Origin of the sequence: Sphingorhabdus sp., assembly GCF_044357595.1 — a bacterium.
Classification (GTDB): domain Bacteria; phylum Pseudomonadota; class Alphaproteobacteria; order Sphingomonadales; family Sphingomonadaceae; genus Sphingorhabdus_B.
In genome coordinates this window covers 1-13,235 of the sequence record NZ_JBIKPH010000064.1, presented here as the reverse complement: position 1 = coordinate 13,235, position 13,235 = coordinate 1, and the positions used below count along the sequence as shown (strand labels likewise).

Below are 13,235 nucleotides of genomic sequence, written 5' to 3'. Positions count from 1 at the left end.
ATGATGTCATCGCGGCAGGCAAGAAAGCTTTGGACGAATTTGGCGCGGGCACCACGGGCAGCCGCGTTCTGAATGGCACGTTTCAGGGCCACAAGGAATGCGAAGACGCGTTGAAGGAATTTTACGGAATGGACCATGCGATGGTCTTTTCCACGGGCTATCAGGCCAATTTGGGCATTATCAGCACGATCGCGGGCAAGGGTGATTACATCATCCTCGACATCGACAGCCATGCGTCGATCTATGATGGTTGCAAAATGGGCGATGCCGAAATCGTTGCCTTCCGCCATAATGACGTGGAAGCGCTTGAGAAGCGTCTTAAGCGTTTGCCCGCCGATGCAGGCAAGTTGGTGGTGCTTGAGGGCGTCTATTCGATGCTGGGCGATGTTGCCCCTTTGAAGGAAATGATCCGCGTTTCGAAAGAAGCGGGCGCGATGATCTTGGTTGATGAAGCGCATTCCATGGGCTTCATCGGTGAAAATGGCCGGGGTGTTGCCGAAGAGCAAGGCGTGTTGGACGATGTTGATTTCATCATCGGCACATTCTCCAAATCTGTCGGCACGGTTGGCGGTTTCTGTGTGTCAAACCACCCGAAGTTCGAAATCATGCGGCTTGTGTGCCGCCCTTATGTGTTCACCGCATCGCTTCCACCTTCGGTCGTCGCATGTTCCGCCGCGAGCATCCGCAAGCTCATGCACAATAGCAATAAGCGCGGGCATTTGTGGGAGAATTCGAAGAGCCTGCATCAAGGCCTGCGCGATTTGGGTTTCCAATTAGGCACACCCAATGCGCAAAGCGCGATCATTGCCGTGATCATGCCTGATCTGGAAAAGGGCGCAGCCATGTGGGCGGCGTTGCTTGAAAACGGGCTGTATGTGAACTTGGCGCGGCCACCAGCGACACCAGCGGGCATGACCTTGCTGCGGTGTTCATTGTGCGCCGAACATAGCAGCGAACAGGTCGCTGACATTCTCGACCGCTTCGAACGCGCGGGCAAAGCCGTCGGGATTATCTGACGGCTGGCCTATGACCAGGCTTGACCGGAATGCCCGCATATTGGCCGTAAGTTTCGCGGCCATGGCGGGCATGGTCGATGCCATCGGCTTTTTGGCGAGCGGCGGGTTTTTCCTGTCTTTTATGAGCGGCAATTCCACGCGCTTTAGCGTCGGTGTGGTCGAAGGCGCGCCTTATGTCGGCATGGTATCTTTGCTACTGTTAAGCTTTGTCGGCGGCGTGGTGGCAGGATCGCTTATTGGCCGCAAGAACACGCTTTCGCCGTCGCGGCGGCAGGCATATATCCTCATCATCATATCGATATTGCTGTTTGCCGCGCCCGTAATCGCAAGCTTCGAATTTCTGCTCTTCGGCCTTTGCCTCGCGGCATTTTGCATGGGTTTGGAAAACACGCTTTTTGAACGCGAGGGCTCGGTCTCTTTCGGGCTTACTTATATGACAGGCGCGTTGGTAAAGATTGGTCAGGGGCTTGCGACATTGATGAGCGGCGGCGCACGGTTTGCGTGGGTGCCCTATCTTTTGCTATGGATTGGACTTGTCAGCGGCGCTGCTATCGGCGCGCTGCTATTCGGTTTTTTTGGGCTTGATAGCCTGTGGTTACCAGCCAGCTATGCCGGGGTCTTTGCGCTGCTGCTGTTGGCACAAGGCAAACGCATTATGCCCTAACGCACCGCGCCTCTCGCCAAAAGCTTCGGCACCAGAAACAAAGCGGCGACTAAGGGCCATTTGCGCTGCCACGGCCGAATATGGATGTGCGTGCCTGCATGGCGGTTTATCTTCCACGCCAGATAATCGATCCCACCAGCGTAAGTGAACGCGGCCTTGCCAAGCCGTGCAATGGTCAACAGCTTGCCGCGCCGACGCAGGCTTGGCCATCGGTTCTTCTCGAGAGCAATTCTGCCATCGACATCGGGCAGCAGTATAATTTTGCCGCCGCGCAGTGCGTTGGCGATATGCGTATGATGCAAGGCGGCAGCCCCGATGCGTTCGTAGCGTTCGGGGTCAAACGCAATCACCGACGATGGCCGGTCTTTGCGTTCGGCGCGCAATTCAGCGCTATAGGTCATCTGAAACCCGGATTGCCATAAATCAAGTACATCAACCTCGCGTTCGACAAATGCCAGCGCCGCGTTCAACAAGGTCGGGGCCGCGCCGCAGATAGCATTAACTGCGGATACCCGGGCAGCTTCGTTGGCACACCACACTAAACGTGACGGCTGTGCAAAGCGCGCCCACACCGATACAGCAGACGCGGCCGGCCGGTTGAGATCGTGGAAGTCTCTTTCGCTCAACACCGCGACTTTGGCGATTAGCTCATCATGCTGAAACGGGAAAACATTGGGGGGCAAACGGCGGTTCCAAGTCGCAAGCCACGTCTTACCATAAGCGGCCTCATAGTCCGAAACGATGAGATAGAAATCGAGCATTTCGCCCTGCAATTGTTCGGATCGCAAGCAAGAACCATAAAATAAGACAGCGCGCGCCGCATCGCCATATTGCGCGGCAATCTGGGCGGCAAAGTCGCAGACGCCCGCTTGCACCGGCACGGCCAGTTCTTCAGCCACAAGTTGCGTAAGCGAATGCATGTCGGGGGTTTTAGCCCTGTTCACCGTAGCTTGTTAAGCGGCAAGTTTGAGGAACGGTACAGGCGGCGTGGACCGAAGAACAATGGGGTTGCCCAAATAGGCCTCAAACACTTCGCCATCCAGAACGACACTGCTTTGTTCACTATCGATACGAATGACATCACCCTGTTGGAAATGCACGCCGGTCATCGCTGTCTGTCCCAATTTACCCCGCAGCGATGCCGCCATCATTTTCAGCATGGCCATTGGGGCCTGGTCAACCGCCAAGAACTTCATCAGGCCACGCTGCTTACTGTTTCCGGCTTGCCCGCCAAGCAGCAATTTTTCGAGCGTTGTCACAATCAGCACCGCAAAAGTGCCTTGCAATTCTCCGTTGCGGATGAATGAGATGCTCACCGGCTTGGACCGTTCGGGCAAAAAGCTCGCTTTGACCCCGACAAAGGTTGAGAAAATCACGGCAATTGCGGTCAAAAAATGGCTTAGCCCGTTGGGCAGCCCCAGGGGATAGATTTTATGCCGACAATATAGGATTGTTTCGGCAAGACCCGCGCCGCCAAGAAACATTCCAAGAACCGGACGTGCGTCCTCGCTGCCGTCGCTCAGTGCGATAAGTTCGCGCACGACAATATGTTCGGACAGGTTGCCCTTTGCGACTTCCATGATCCGTGCGAGCGCTTCAAGCGGATCGCCCTCTACACCTAAGTCCAAAGCAATCAGGTTTGTCTTGCCGTTTGGCAACACCGCCACAGGCGGCGGCGTGCCTTCAAAATGGCCGCCATGGTACAGCTCGGTCAACGCAGATTGAACAGTGCCGTCGCCGCCATTGATGACAAGCACCTTTGGCTTCACCCGGGCAATCATTTCCAACGCTTTGGCAATCTGGCCCATTTCTTCGACTTCGTAATGGAAGATATCCGGGTTCTTGGCGCAATAGGTTCGAACCGCCGGCAACAATGACCTGTTGCCGGTTGAATTGGGGTTCGAAAGCAGCGCTACTAAAGCCAAATATCGTCCTTACATATATTTCAGATTGACGGTGATCCGGGTGACGCCGGGCCCTGCTGCAAAAGCAACTTTGTTCACCGATGGCTTACCCAAATTCAGAATGCTTATGCTGGGATTGTTCGAAAATCCGCCGCCGTCTTGGGTAATGTCGGTTTTTCCGTTACCGTTGAGATCATGCCGGACGGCGATGCCGTATTTGCCTTCGGACGGTACGGGAACGCAAATATCCATGCCGCCTGCGCTTGCGCGGCTTTCAACGCGGTGCAGCCAACGGCCCTTGGCCAACCATGCGTCCGGGCTTGCGGGATAGGATTGGACCCTGATGTTGCCGCTCGGTACTTTTATGCCGCGCACGGAAACCAGCACCGCGGGACCATTGCCGGGTGCGCATCGCGAAAGGTCGTTGGTCAATTCTTGGCTCGCGGTTGCTGTGCCTGAAACCAGCACCAAACCAACCACAGCCAAAAGGGCGACATATTTCTTCATATTGAAACTCCTGGAGCATTATGTCTAATATCCCCGTTTTTTGGGATAGCATCGATGTTGCCCCTGAACCTGTAAGCGTCTATCGGGATAGTTTGCGGCCAAATTAGGGTGACAGGGCGACCATAAGTTGAAATTTATCACTGCCACTGACCGTTATATCTTCCGGCGCGTGATGTTACCGTTGCTTGCCACGCTGGCAATTGCGGCATCTTTGCTGTTGTTGGAAAAGATGCTGAACCTGTTCGACTTTGTCGCGGCAGAGGGCGGACCTGTCAGCGTCGTATGGCGCATGCTCGCCAACCTGATACCTGAATATCTGTCACTGGGCATCCCTATTGGCTTGTTGCTTGGTGTCTTATTGGCCTTCCGAGGCCTGGCAACGTCTTCAGAACTCGACATTTTCCGCGCCGTTGGCATGAGTTATTTCCGGCTTCTGCGAGTTCCGTTCCTGTTGGCCATTGCACTTGCCGCCGTTAACTTTGCCATTGTTGGATTCTTGCAGCCAAGCGCGCGCTACCTTTATGAAGAGCTGCGCTTTGAACTTCGATCAGGGGCATTCGGTGCAAAGGTGCGGGTGGGTGAATTCAACAATGTTGGCAAAAATTTGACCGTGCGTATCGATGAGAGCAAAAATAACGGCAATGAATTGTCTGGCATGTTTGTATTTGCGCAAAGCAACAATGGTCAGTCAATCGCAGTGACAGCCGAAAAAGGGCAGTTTTTGCGCACGGACGATCCCGACACAATATTATTACGTCTGCAAAAGGGGACCCTTGTCCACGATGCGCCCAGTTATACATCGCCGCGCGTGTTAAGCTTTACGAGCCATGACGTGCCCATCCCGCTGCCGCAGATAGAGAATTTCCGCAACCGTGGGGGCAAGGACCGCGAATATCTGATTACCGAGTTGGTTCACATTGGTGGCGATGCGCAAAAACCTGCGTCGGAACGTAATCAGGCCTGGGCCAATTTCCATTTCCGCCTTGTCGAGGTCGCGATGATGCTGTTGCTGCCGTTTTTGGCGCTTGCACTGGCCATTCCGCCAAAGCGGTCAACCTCGGCACTTGGGGTGTTTTTGTCGATAGTGATGGTGGTAACTTATCACAAGATCAACGAATATGCCGAAAGCGTCGGCGGCATGGGCGTCGTTGACCCGTTCTTTGCTTTATGGGTGCCCTTCCTGTTGTTTGCTGGCCTGATCCTATGGATGTATCATGTCATCGCGCATGTGCCGGGTGGGCAGCCTATCGGTGCACTTGAGGTGTTCGCATCAAAGGCCGGAAAATGGCTGAAGCGTTTGTTCCGCTTTGGTCGCAAATCCCGGTTGACAACCTTAGGCATGCCGACGCCTCAGGCGGAGCCATAACAGATGCATTTTTTCCCCTCGCGCAACATCACCATGTACATGGCCAAGTTGTTTATCATCCGCAGTTTCGCGGTGCTTACGATGCTTGTCCTTATACTGATGACACTCGATTTGCTGGGCGAAAGTGGCAAGATATTGGCCGTTCCCGGAAATGACCAAGGCGATGTTCTGCATTATGTTTCGATGCGCGCGCCGCAAATCATTGCCCGATTTTTGCCATTTTCTGCCTTGCTCGGGACGTTGATTGCATTTGCCGGGCTAAGCCAGAACAGCGAAGTCGTAGCCATGAAAGCAGCGAGCCTATCGGCGCATCAGATATTGGCACCCATGTTTGTCGCCAGCCTTGGCGTTGCGCTTATTTCTTTTGTCTTCAACGATGCCGTAGTCGCGCCAAGCACGGCCCGCCTGAAGGTTTGGCAAGCGGCAGAATATGGAGCGGTTGCGCCCAATAGTGACGCGCGAAATAATGTGTGGGTGCGCGAGGGCAATGATCTTATCAACGCGGGCAATGTGGTTGGATCAGGCGATGACACTGTGCTTGAAAATGTCCGTATTTATCTGCGCGCAAATGGCGGATTACGGCAAGTCGTGACTGCGATGCAGGCGCGCTACATTGGCGACGCATGGCAACTGGAAAACGCAAAATCCTTTGATGTTGCCACGACTACAGAAACCAAGCCGGCCAATTTGATAATCGGCAGGGGCATTACGCCTGACCGATTTAACTATGTCAAAGTGGATGGCGATAGCTTGGCCTTTCTCCCGCTGATGCGTGCGATTGACGATTTAAAAGCCGCTGGTCGCCGTACAGACAATCTGGAAGGCATTTTGTGGCATAAGATTTCGGCCCCATTGTCGACCCTGTTGATGCCTTTGCTGGGCGCGGTTGCGGCCTTTGGCCTTGCCCGTTCTGGCGCACTCTTCCTGAGGGCCGTTATCGGTATGGCATTGGGTTTTACCTATTTTGTCGCGGATAATTTCGCTTTGGCTATGGGTAATCTGGGTGCGTACCCGCCCTGGATTGCGGCATGGGGTCCATTCTTGTTATTCTTCTTGATAGGCGAAACCGTTTTGGTCCGTACTGAAGAATAAGGTCCGCGCGCTGCATAGAGTTTCAGGGATACAGAATGACGCAGATACATATTCGCCCAGTTGTGACGATGGCCGACAAAAAGGCATTTGTTGACCTGCCTTTTCGCTTGTATGCGGGGGATCCCAATTGGGTTCCTCCGCTAAAAAGCGATGTGATGGCAACTATCACACCGGGAAAAAACCCCTGGTTTGGCCACGGTGAGGCGCAGCTTTTCCTTGCCGAGCGTGCTGGCCGTGTCGTTGGCCGCATCTCCGCGCATATGGACCATCTCGCGCTGAAACAGCCGCCAGAACAAGGCATGGGGCCGGGCGTTGGCAATTGGGGCTTTCTTGAAGCGGAAGATTCTGATGTTGCGGGGCCGTTAATCGCTGCAGCAGAGGCGTGGCTGCGCGATAAGAAAATGGTCCGTTCACTGGGGCCGTTGAGCCTGTCGATCTGGGAAGAGCCAGGGCTGCTGATTGACGGTCATGATCACCCACCCACTATACTCATGGGCTATCACAACCCCGCTTATGGCGCGTGGATTGAAGCAGCCGGTTATGCGGGTGTCAAAGACCTCTATACTTACCAAATCCCGATCGACGTGCCCTTTCCACCTTTGGTGCAACGCATCGTCGCGTCGGGCGAACGGAACGAACGCATTGTCATTCGTAAGGTGAACAAGAAAAATTTCGATGCCGAAGCCGCCATCATTCTGTCTATCTTGAATGATGCATGGAGTGGCAATTGGGGTTTTGTGCCGATCACAGATGCCGAGGTCGCCCATACTGGAAAGCAACTGAAACCCATCGTCTTTAGCGAACTGATCCGCATTGCGGAAGTCGATGGGGAACCTGTGGCCTTCATGATGACATGGCCCGATATTAACGAAAAGACGGGCACCTTTGGCGGATCGTTGTTCCCGTTTAACTGGGCGAAACTGCTTTGGTGGCTCCGCGCGCCGAAGGTCCGGACAATGCGGGTGCCGTTAATGGGCGTGGTCAAGAAGCTACAGTCGACCAGAATGGCAAGCCAACTGGCCTTCATGCTGGTATCGCTGATCCGCGATTCATCGACGGCCGACTTTGGCGCAACGCGCGGAGAATTTGGCTGGGTACTGGATGATAATGGTCCGATGAATTCCGTCGGCGAAGCCATTAATGGCAAGATCAACAAAGTATATCGTATTTACGAAAAGCAATTGTGATCCGTCGTGCCTCTCGAAACTGGGGTCTTTAGCGGATTGATATGACTCGCGCCTATTGCCTGGATGCGCCGTCTGGGGCGATTGCGGAGGCTTTTGATGCAGCGCATGGTCCTGATCCTTGGGGTGGCGGCGACTTGCGGCCTGGAGAGTTTGCACCGGTTATCGTACGTTCCGCCAGAACATCGCAGCGCGTCATTCGGCCAATGGTCTGGGGCTATCCCGCCCCTAACAGCCTGAAGCCAAATGGGGAGGTGCAATGGGTGCCGACGGTCCGCAATGTGGAAAGCCCGTTCTGGATTGGCAATTTGCGGCATGTTGAATTACGCTGCCTTGTGCCGGCAACGGCGATTATTCCAACGGCCAGGCGAAAGCCGGAACGCCGCGATATCGAAACCCCGCCCTTGTTCGCCATGGCAGGGATTTGGCGCGACCTGACGGACATGCCCGTCTTTGCGATCATCAGCGTTGATGACGCGGCAGAGCAGGGCAAACGCAGCACGCCGCTTATTCTCAACGGGCCGCAGCAACAGGCTTGGCTGACGGCGGATTGGAAGGATGCGTCGAAACTGCTGCAGCCACATATCGCAGGTCGCGTCCTATGTGCGTAGTCTCGGTCGCTTGGAATGCACATCCGCGTTGGCGTTTGGTGGTTGCGGGTAACCGCGACGAATATCATGCCCGCGGCGCCGCACCCTTGGCAGCATGGGACGGTGCCCCTGCTATCATCGCGGGACGTGATATCTCATCCCAAGGCACATGGATGGGCGTAAGCCGCAATGGACGCTTCGGCATTGTGACCAACGTGCGAGGCCCAGAAGGCCCGGATCCGCAAAAAGCGTCGCGTGGTGCCTTGGTGACGGACTGGTTGACCCGCGGCGATGTGCCGGAGACAATGGCTGCGTTTAACCCGTTTAACCTGCTGATTGGCGACCAAAAAGGTCTGCAATATCTGTCGAACCGCCCATTGGACCTGAGAATATCATTAGGTGACGGAATCCACGGCCTTTCCAATGCCTTTAAGGGCGAACGCTGGCCGCGCAAAGAGCGATTGAACCATGCGCTCCAGATATGGCTTAATGGCGCCGCGGACGATCCGGCGGCACTCTTTGACGCTCTCGCAGAAGCCCATGACCTGCCGGACAACGCGCACCCCATTTTCATTTCCAATCCAGTTTATGGCACGCGGTGCAGCACAATATTGGCGGTGGATCAGGATGGGGCAGGACATATACTGGAACGGCGTTTCGACAGCACCGGCACATGCACGGGCGAAAGCGCTATAGCCTTTCACTGGCACAGCTGAACGTTCCGAGGGAACAGCAGTTCCACAATGGCGTTTGTACCTTCCTAACAGGAAAGGATATGCCTTTGACCCCGACAGACAATAGCCGCCCCATCGACGGCGCGCCTGAAACCTTCAACAGCGAACAAGACGATGAAGCCGCGCAGGCGCAAACCGTGTCCGACGATGCCATTCGTGGCATTGCTGATCGCGCCCCTGCCCATGAAAGCAGGCGCGGCGGGGCAACCAACCCGGCACAGATCGACCCCGATGACGCACAGGACGTCGTTGACCATATGAACCAGATGGAACGCAGCGGACGGATCGACATGGACGCCTATCGCGGTGAGCGAAACGATGATGATGAACCAGAAACATTAGGAGAGGCAGCGCGGGAACCCGACGACGTCGACAGCCGCGGCAACCGACCCCGGAATAATTACTGACGCGAACCGGCTGTGCTGGGCGCGCGATGCGCCATCCACACAAATGGATCGGCCGTTTACGGCGCGGCCAATTCTATCCCGTTTTGATCTGCGCCACATGCCCAATGATTGCGGTCATAGGCAAGTCACCATAGATGTGCGGGAATAACGCGCCCCCGCGGGACACCTCCCATTTGATCAAGGGCTGCAATGGGGCGAGATCAACTTCAGCAATCACAAGCCGGTTTTGCCCCGCAAAATGCTTGTCCAGCGTGCCCTGCACCTGATCTGCTGTCGATAAATGGATATAGCCGTCGGCAAGGTCCACGGGCGCGCCCTTAAACAGTCCGTCCGCTTCAAACTGCGCCCATTGCGCGGCGGTCAGTATCTTAAATGCGGTGCGCGGGTGCTGTCTATCGTCCATGCCGCAGTCATGTCCAATGCAAACCCTGATGGCAAGCTTTTAGGTCCATATCAGACCTAACGCACCATGACTTCAACACCGGTTGAGCCATATATGTAAATCATGGTATCGCGTGGCAACACTGGCCAAGTTTCAAGTTAAGGCGCCCGCTTTTACGCGGCATCCAACGCGCTCGGTCGGTGGTCACGCGCAAAGGTCCAGTGCACTATGACTCGGTTTCTCTCGCTTATGTTGATGCTGTCTGTTGCCATTTTTGGGGGTGGCTGGACGGCATCTGGTACAGCCCCGATTGGCGGCGTCGCTGCCTTCGCCGCACTTGCCGCCGACACCGAAGCGGCTTCGTTCGTGTTCTGCCATAACAATGGCGGCACGAACTGCGTCGTGGATGGCGACACGATTTGGTATCGCGGAACCAAGATCCGCATTACCGGTATTGACACGCCCGAAACGCATCAACCGAAATGCGCGGCAGAGGCAAAACTCGGCGCTGCGGCTACTAGGCGGATGCTTCAGCTGGTGAATGCCGGTCCCTTCACGCTGCAAAGCATCAACCGCGATGAAGATCGCTATGGCCGCAAATTGCGCATCCTCACGCGCGGTGGGAAAAGCCTTGGCGATATATTGGTCGAAGAAGGACTCGCCCGATATTATAAAGGCGGCAGGCGCAGCTGGTGCTGATAAGCGCCTATCGCCGCCCGAGCCGCGCAACAATCGTTACAAAAAAGGCGGTCGACCAGCCAAGCAACAGCAAGCCATTAATCCCCTCAATCGCCGCGACAAGGCGCCATTCGGGCGCGATGTAGCGGTCGTCAAAGCCAATACCGGCATAGCTTATCGTTGAAAAATACACCGCGGTCTCAAGATCCACAACCGCGCCAAGGCCTTCATATAGAAAAGCGTAGAGCCAAATACCGACGCCATGGAGAACGAACAGCGCCAGCACCAGCGCCAGCGTAAAACCCATCGTCCGCAACGAGAATCCTGGCACATGATGCGCGAGCTCCACCTGCACCTCACCGCGTAACATCCGCCCAAGAATGGCCAGCCCGCCACCATGGATAACCACAGTAAGCAGCACCATGAAGGTGGAAACAGCAAGCTGAAGGATCATAAGTCAAGTCTTGCACGAAACGAGCAAGCGGGGAAGGGGGAACTGGCGCAGGCCGCCCCCCGCATCCGGACAGAATGCGCACAAAAAACTACCGCGCCTCTTTTCAGAAGCGCGGCAGGGTAAATGTCTAATGCTATGACGTATACGTCAGATCATGGAGAAGGCTTACTCCGCAGCAACCCCAGCCTGTTCGAACATATCCATGCCGTCATTTTCGGCGGCGATAATTTCGCTGACGTCTTTCTTTTTGCGGTTGTCAAAGCTGCTCCACACTTGGCCCCAATCGCCGCGTGTTGACGCCTTGCTATATTCGGTGGCGCGGGTTTCGAAGAAGTTGGCGTGCTCGACACCGTTCAACAATGGCGCGAGCCATGGCAGTGGGTGGTCTTCGACCATATAAATTGGTTGAAAACCAAGCTGACCCAAGCGCCAATCGGCGATGTAGCGGATATAGCGTTTGATTTCCTTGGCGGTCATGCCGGGAACTGGGCCCATTTCGAAGGCGAGATCGATGAAGTTATCTTCCAGACGGACAACCTTCTGGCAGCAATCGATGATGTCTTCCTTCACCGACTTGGTGAGGCAGCCGCGCTCTGCGCAGAATGCGTGGAACAGCTTGGTGATGCCTTCGCAGTGCAGCGATTCATCGCGGACGGACCAGGATACGATTTGCCCCATGCCCTTCATCTTGTTGAAGCGCGGGAAGTTCATCAGCATCGCGAACGACGCAAACAATTGCAGCCCTTCGGTAAAGCCGCCGAACATGGCCAATGTGCGGGCAATGTCTTCGTCGGTGTCGACGCCGAATTGGTGGATATAATCGACCTTTGCCGCCATTTCTTCATATTCGAGGAACGCCGAATATTCGGATTCTGGCATGCCGATGGTGTCGAGCAAATGGCTGTACGCCGCGACGTGGACGGTTTCCATGTTGGAAAACGCGGTCAGCATCATCTTGACTTCAGTCGGCTTGAACACGCGGCCGTAATTTTCGTGGTAGCAATTCTGCACCTCGATATCGGCTTGTGTGAAGAAGCGGAAGATTTGCGTGAGCAGGTTGCGTTCGTGATCCGAAAGCTTCTGTGCCCAATCGCGGCAATCTTCGCCCAAGGGTACTTCTTCGGGCAACCAATGGATCTGTTGCTGGCGTTTCCAGAAGTCATAGGCCCATGGATATTCAAAGGGCTTGTAGCTATTGCGTGCTTGTAACAATGACATGTCTGTTTCCTTGGATCTTAAATTTTATACCTTCGAAGTGATATCTGGACGCCTTATTGGCAGGCCAAACACTCTTCATAATCGGTTTGCGCCGCAAGCTCGATGACAGGGGCTTCGGCGGTATTATCCGCCTCAACACCGCCAGCAAAACCAGCGCGCTGGATCGATTTCGAACGCAGATAATATAGCGATTTTACGCCCAATTCCCATGCGCGGAAGTGCAGCATGAGAAGGTCCCATTTTTCCACATCGGCAGGAATATAAAGGTTCAGCGACGTTGCCTGATCGATATAAGGCGTGCGGTCGGCCGCCAGTTCAATCAACCAACGCTGGTCAATTTCAAAGCTAGTTTTGAACGTGTCCTTTTCCTCTGGCGTGAGGAAGTCGAGATGCTGAACACTGCCGCCCTTTTCCAGGATGCTGTTCCAGACATTGGTCGAATCCTTCGACTTTTCCTGAAGCAGTTTTTCCAAATACGGGTTCTTGACGATGAAGCTGCCTGAGAGCGTCTTGTGCGTGTAGATATTGGCCGGGATCGGCTCAATACATGCGCTCGTGCCGCCGCAGATGATCGAAATCGATGCAGTAGGCGCAATCGCCATTTTGCAGGAGAAGCGTTCCATGACGCCCATTTCCTCGGCATCGGGGCAGGCACCGCGTTCGTTGGCGAGCATCATCGATGCCTCGTCGACTTGTGCGCGGATATGTTTGAAGAACTTCATATTCCACGATTTGGCGAGCGCGCTTTCAAAGCCAACGCCGCGTGACTGCAGGAAGCTGTGATAGCCCATGACGCCAAGGCCAATCGAGCGTTCACGACCTGCCGAATATTTTGCGCGCGACATTTCATCAGGCGCGCGATCAATGAAGTCCTGCAGCACATTGTCGAGCATGCGCATTACGTCTTCGATGAAGACCTTGTCGTCCTTCCATTCATCCCATGTTTCAAGGTTGAGCGACGACAGGCAGCAAACGGCTGTCCGGTCATTACCCAAATGGTCACGACCAGTTGGTAAGGTGATTTCCGAACACAGGTTCG

The 13,235-nt window shown here is 55.0% G+C and carries 15 protein-coding genes and 1 pseudogene; 9 read left to right on the top strand and 7 right to left on the bottom strand.

What is annotated here, in order from left to right; all coding sequences use genetic code 11:
• Together spt and ACIQ2T_RS07835 are read left to right on the top strand one after the other, a co-directional pair.
• On the top strand, positions 1-1,016 hold a 1,016-nt coding region (spt, locus tag ACIQ2T_RS07840; RefSeq protein ID WP_397590325.1), incomplete at its 5' end, for a serine palmitoyltransferase.
• A gap of 10 nt (positions 1,017-1,026) precedes the next feature.
• A complete protein-coding gene (locus ACIQ2T_RS07835) occupies positions 1,027-1,680 on the top strand; it encodes a YoaK family protein (RefSeq protein ID WP_397590324.1) in 654 nt (217 codons plus the stop codon).
• Here the strand turns inward: ACIQ2T_RS07835 and ACIQ2T_RS07830 are convergent.
• From ACIQ2T_RS07830 to ACIQ2T_RS07820, 3 genes are read right to left on the bottom strand one after another with little or no spacing between them, the layout of a single operon-like run.
• Entirely contained in the window at positions 1,677-2,600 is a 924-nt protein-coding gene (locus tag ACIQ2T_RS07830) for a hypothetical protein (RefSeq protein WP_397590323.1), read from the bottom strand. The two genes, ACIQ2T_RS07835 and ACIQ2T_RS07830, sit on opposite strands and share 4 nt — an antisense overlap.
• Positions 2,601-2,633: 33 nt before the next feature.
• Positions 2,634-3,605 carry a diacylglycerol/lipid kinase family protein gene (locus ACIQ2T_RS07825; RefSeq protein ID WP_397590322.1) on the bottom strand — a complete coding sequence of 324 codons (972 nt, stop codon included), beginning with the start codon at positions 3,603-3,605 and terminating at the stop codon, positions 2,634-2,636.
• A gap of 9 nt (positions 3,606-3,614) precedes the next feature.
• Positions 3,615-4,091 (bottom strand): DUF2141 domain-containing protein, encoded by a 477-nt coding sequence (locus tag ACIQ2T_RS07820; RefSeq protein WP_397590321.1) that lies wholly within the window; start codon positions 4,089-4,091, stop codon positions 3,615-3,617.
• 127 nt (positions 4,092-4,218) lie between these two features.
• Between ACIQ2T_RS07820 and ACIQ2T_RS07815 the strand changes: the two genes are divergently transcribed.
• From ACIQ2T_RS07815 to ACIQ2T_RS07790, 6 genes are read left to right on the top strand one after another with little or no spacing between them, the layout of a single operon-like run.
• Positions 4,219-5,457 (top strand): LptF/LptG family permease, encoded by a 1,239-nt coding sequence (locus ACIQ2T_RS07815; RefSeq protein ID WP_397590320.1) that lies wholly within the window; start codon positions 4,219-4,221, stop codon positions 5,455-5,457.
• 3 nt (positions 5,458-5,460) lie between these two features.
• Positions 5,461-6,549: an LPS export ABC transporter permease LptG gene (lptG, locus tag ACIQ2T_RS07810; protein ID WP_397590319.1), complete on the top strand. Its 1,089-nt coding sequence runs from the start codon at positions 5,461-5,463 to the stop codon at positions 6,547-6,549.
• Between the two features lie 35 nt (positions 6,550-6,584).
• On the top strand, positions 6,585-7,736 hold the full coding sequence (locus ACIQ2T_RS07805; RefSeq protein ID WP_397590318.1) for an N-acetyltransferase: 1,152 nt from the start codon (positions 6,585-6,587) through the stop codon (positions 7,734-7,736).
• A gap of 41 nt (positions 7,737-7,777) precedes the next feature.
• Complete coding sequence (locus tag ACIQ2T_RS07800) at positions 7,778-8,344, top strand: SOS response-associated peptidase family protein (RefSeq protein ID WP_397590317.1); 567 nt, start codon at positions 7,778-7,780, stop codon at positions 8,342-8,344.
• Positions 8,335-9,039 carry an NRDE family protein gene (locus ACIQ2T_RS07795; RefSeq protein WP_397590316.1) on the top strand — a complete coding sequence of 235 codons (705 nt, stop codon included), beginning with the start codon at positions 8,335-8,337 and terminating at the stop codon, positions 9,037-9,039. The genes ACIQ2T_RS07800 and ACIQ2T_RS07795 overlap by 10 nt, the downstream gene beginning before the upstream one ends.
• Positions 9,040-9,098: 59 nt before the next feature.
• Positions 9,099-9,464, top strand: coding sequence for a hypothetical protein (locus ACIQ2T_RS07790; protein WP_397590315.1), 366 nt, complete (start codon positions 9,099-9,101; stop codon positions 9,462-9,464).
• Positions 9,465-9,537: 73 nt separating this feature from the next.
• Here the strand turns inward: ACIQ2T_RS07790 and ACIQ2T_RS07785 are convergent, their stop codons facing one another.
• Positions 9,538-9,867 carry a DUF952 domain-containing protein gene (locus ACIQ2T_RS07785; protein WP_315470008.1) on the bottom strand — a complete coding sequence of 110 codons (330 nt, stop codon included), beginning with the start codon at positions 9,865-9,867 and terminating at the stop codon, positions 9,538-9,540.
• 207 nt (positions 9,868-10,074) lie between these two features.
• Between ACIQ2T_RS07785 and ACIQ2T_RS07780 the strand changes: the two genes are divergently transcribed.
• On the top strand, positions 10,075-10,545 hold the full coding sequence (locus ACIQ2T_RS07780; RefSeq protein WP_315470007.1) for a thermonuclease family protein: 471 nt from the start codon (positions 10,075-10,077) through the stop codon (positions 10,543-10,545).
• Positions 10,546-10,552: 7 nt separating this feature from the next.
• Here the strand turns inward: ACIQ2T_RS07780 and ACIQ2T_RS07775 are convergent, their stop codons facing one another.
• The 3 genes and pseudogenes from ACIQ2T_RS07775 to ACIQ2T_RS07765 all read right to left on the bottom strand — a co-directional run.
• On the bottom strand, positions 10,553-10,978 hold the full coding sequence (locus ACIQ2T_RS07775) for an ion channel (protein ID WP_306063815.1): 426 nt from the start codon (positions 10,976-10,978) through the stop codon (positions 10,553-10,555).
• A gap of 165 nt (positions 10,979-11,143) precedes the next feature.
• Positions 11,144-12,196: a ribonucleotide-diphosphate reductase subunit beta gene (locus tag ACIQ2T_RS07770; RefSeq protein ID WP_315470006.1), complete on the bottom strand. Its 1,053-nt coding sequence runs from the start codon at positions 12,194-12,196 to the stop codon at positions 11,144-11,146.
• A 53-nt stretch (positions 12,197-12,249) separates the two neighbouring features.
• Positions 12,250-13,235, bottom strand: a pseudogene (locus tag ACIQ2T_RS07765) (ribonucleotide-diphosphate reductase subunit alpha); the annotation flags it as partial.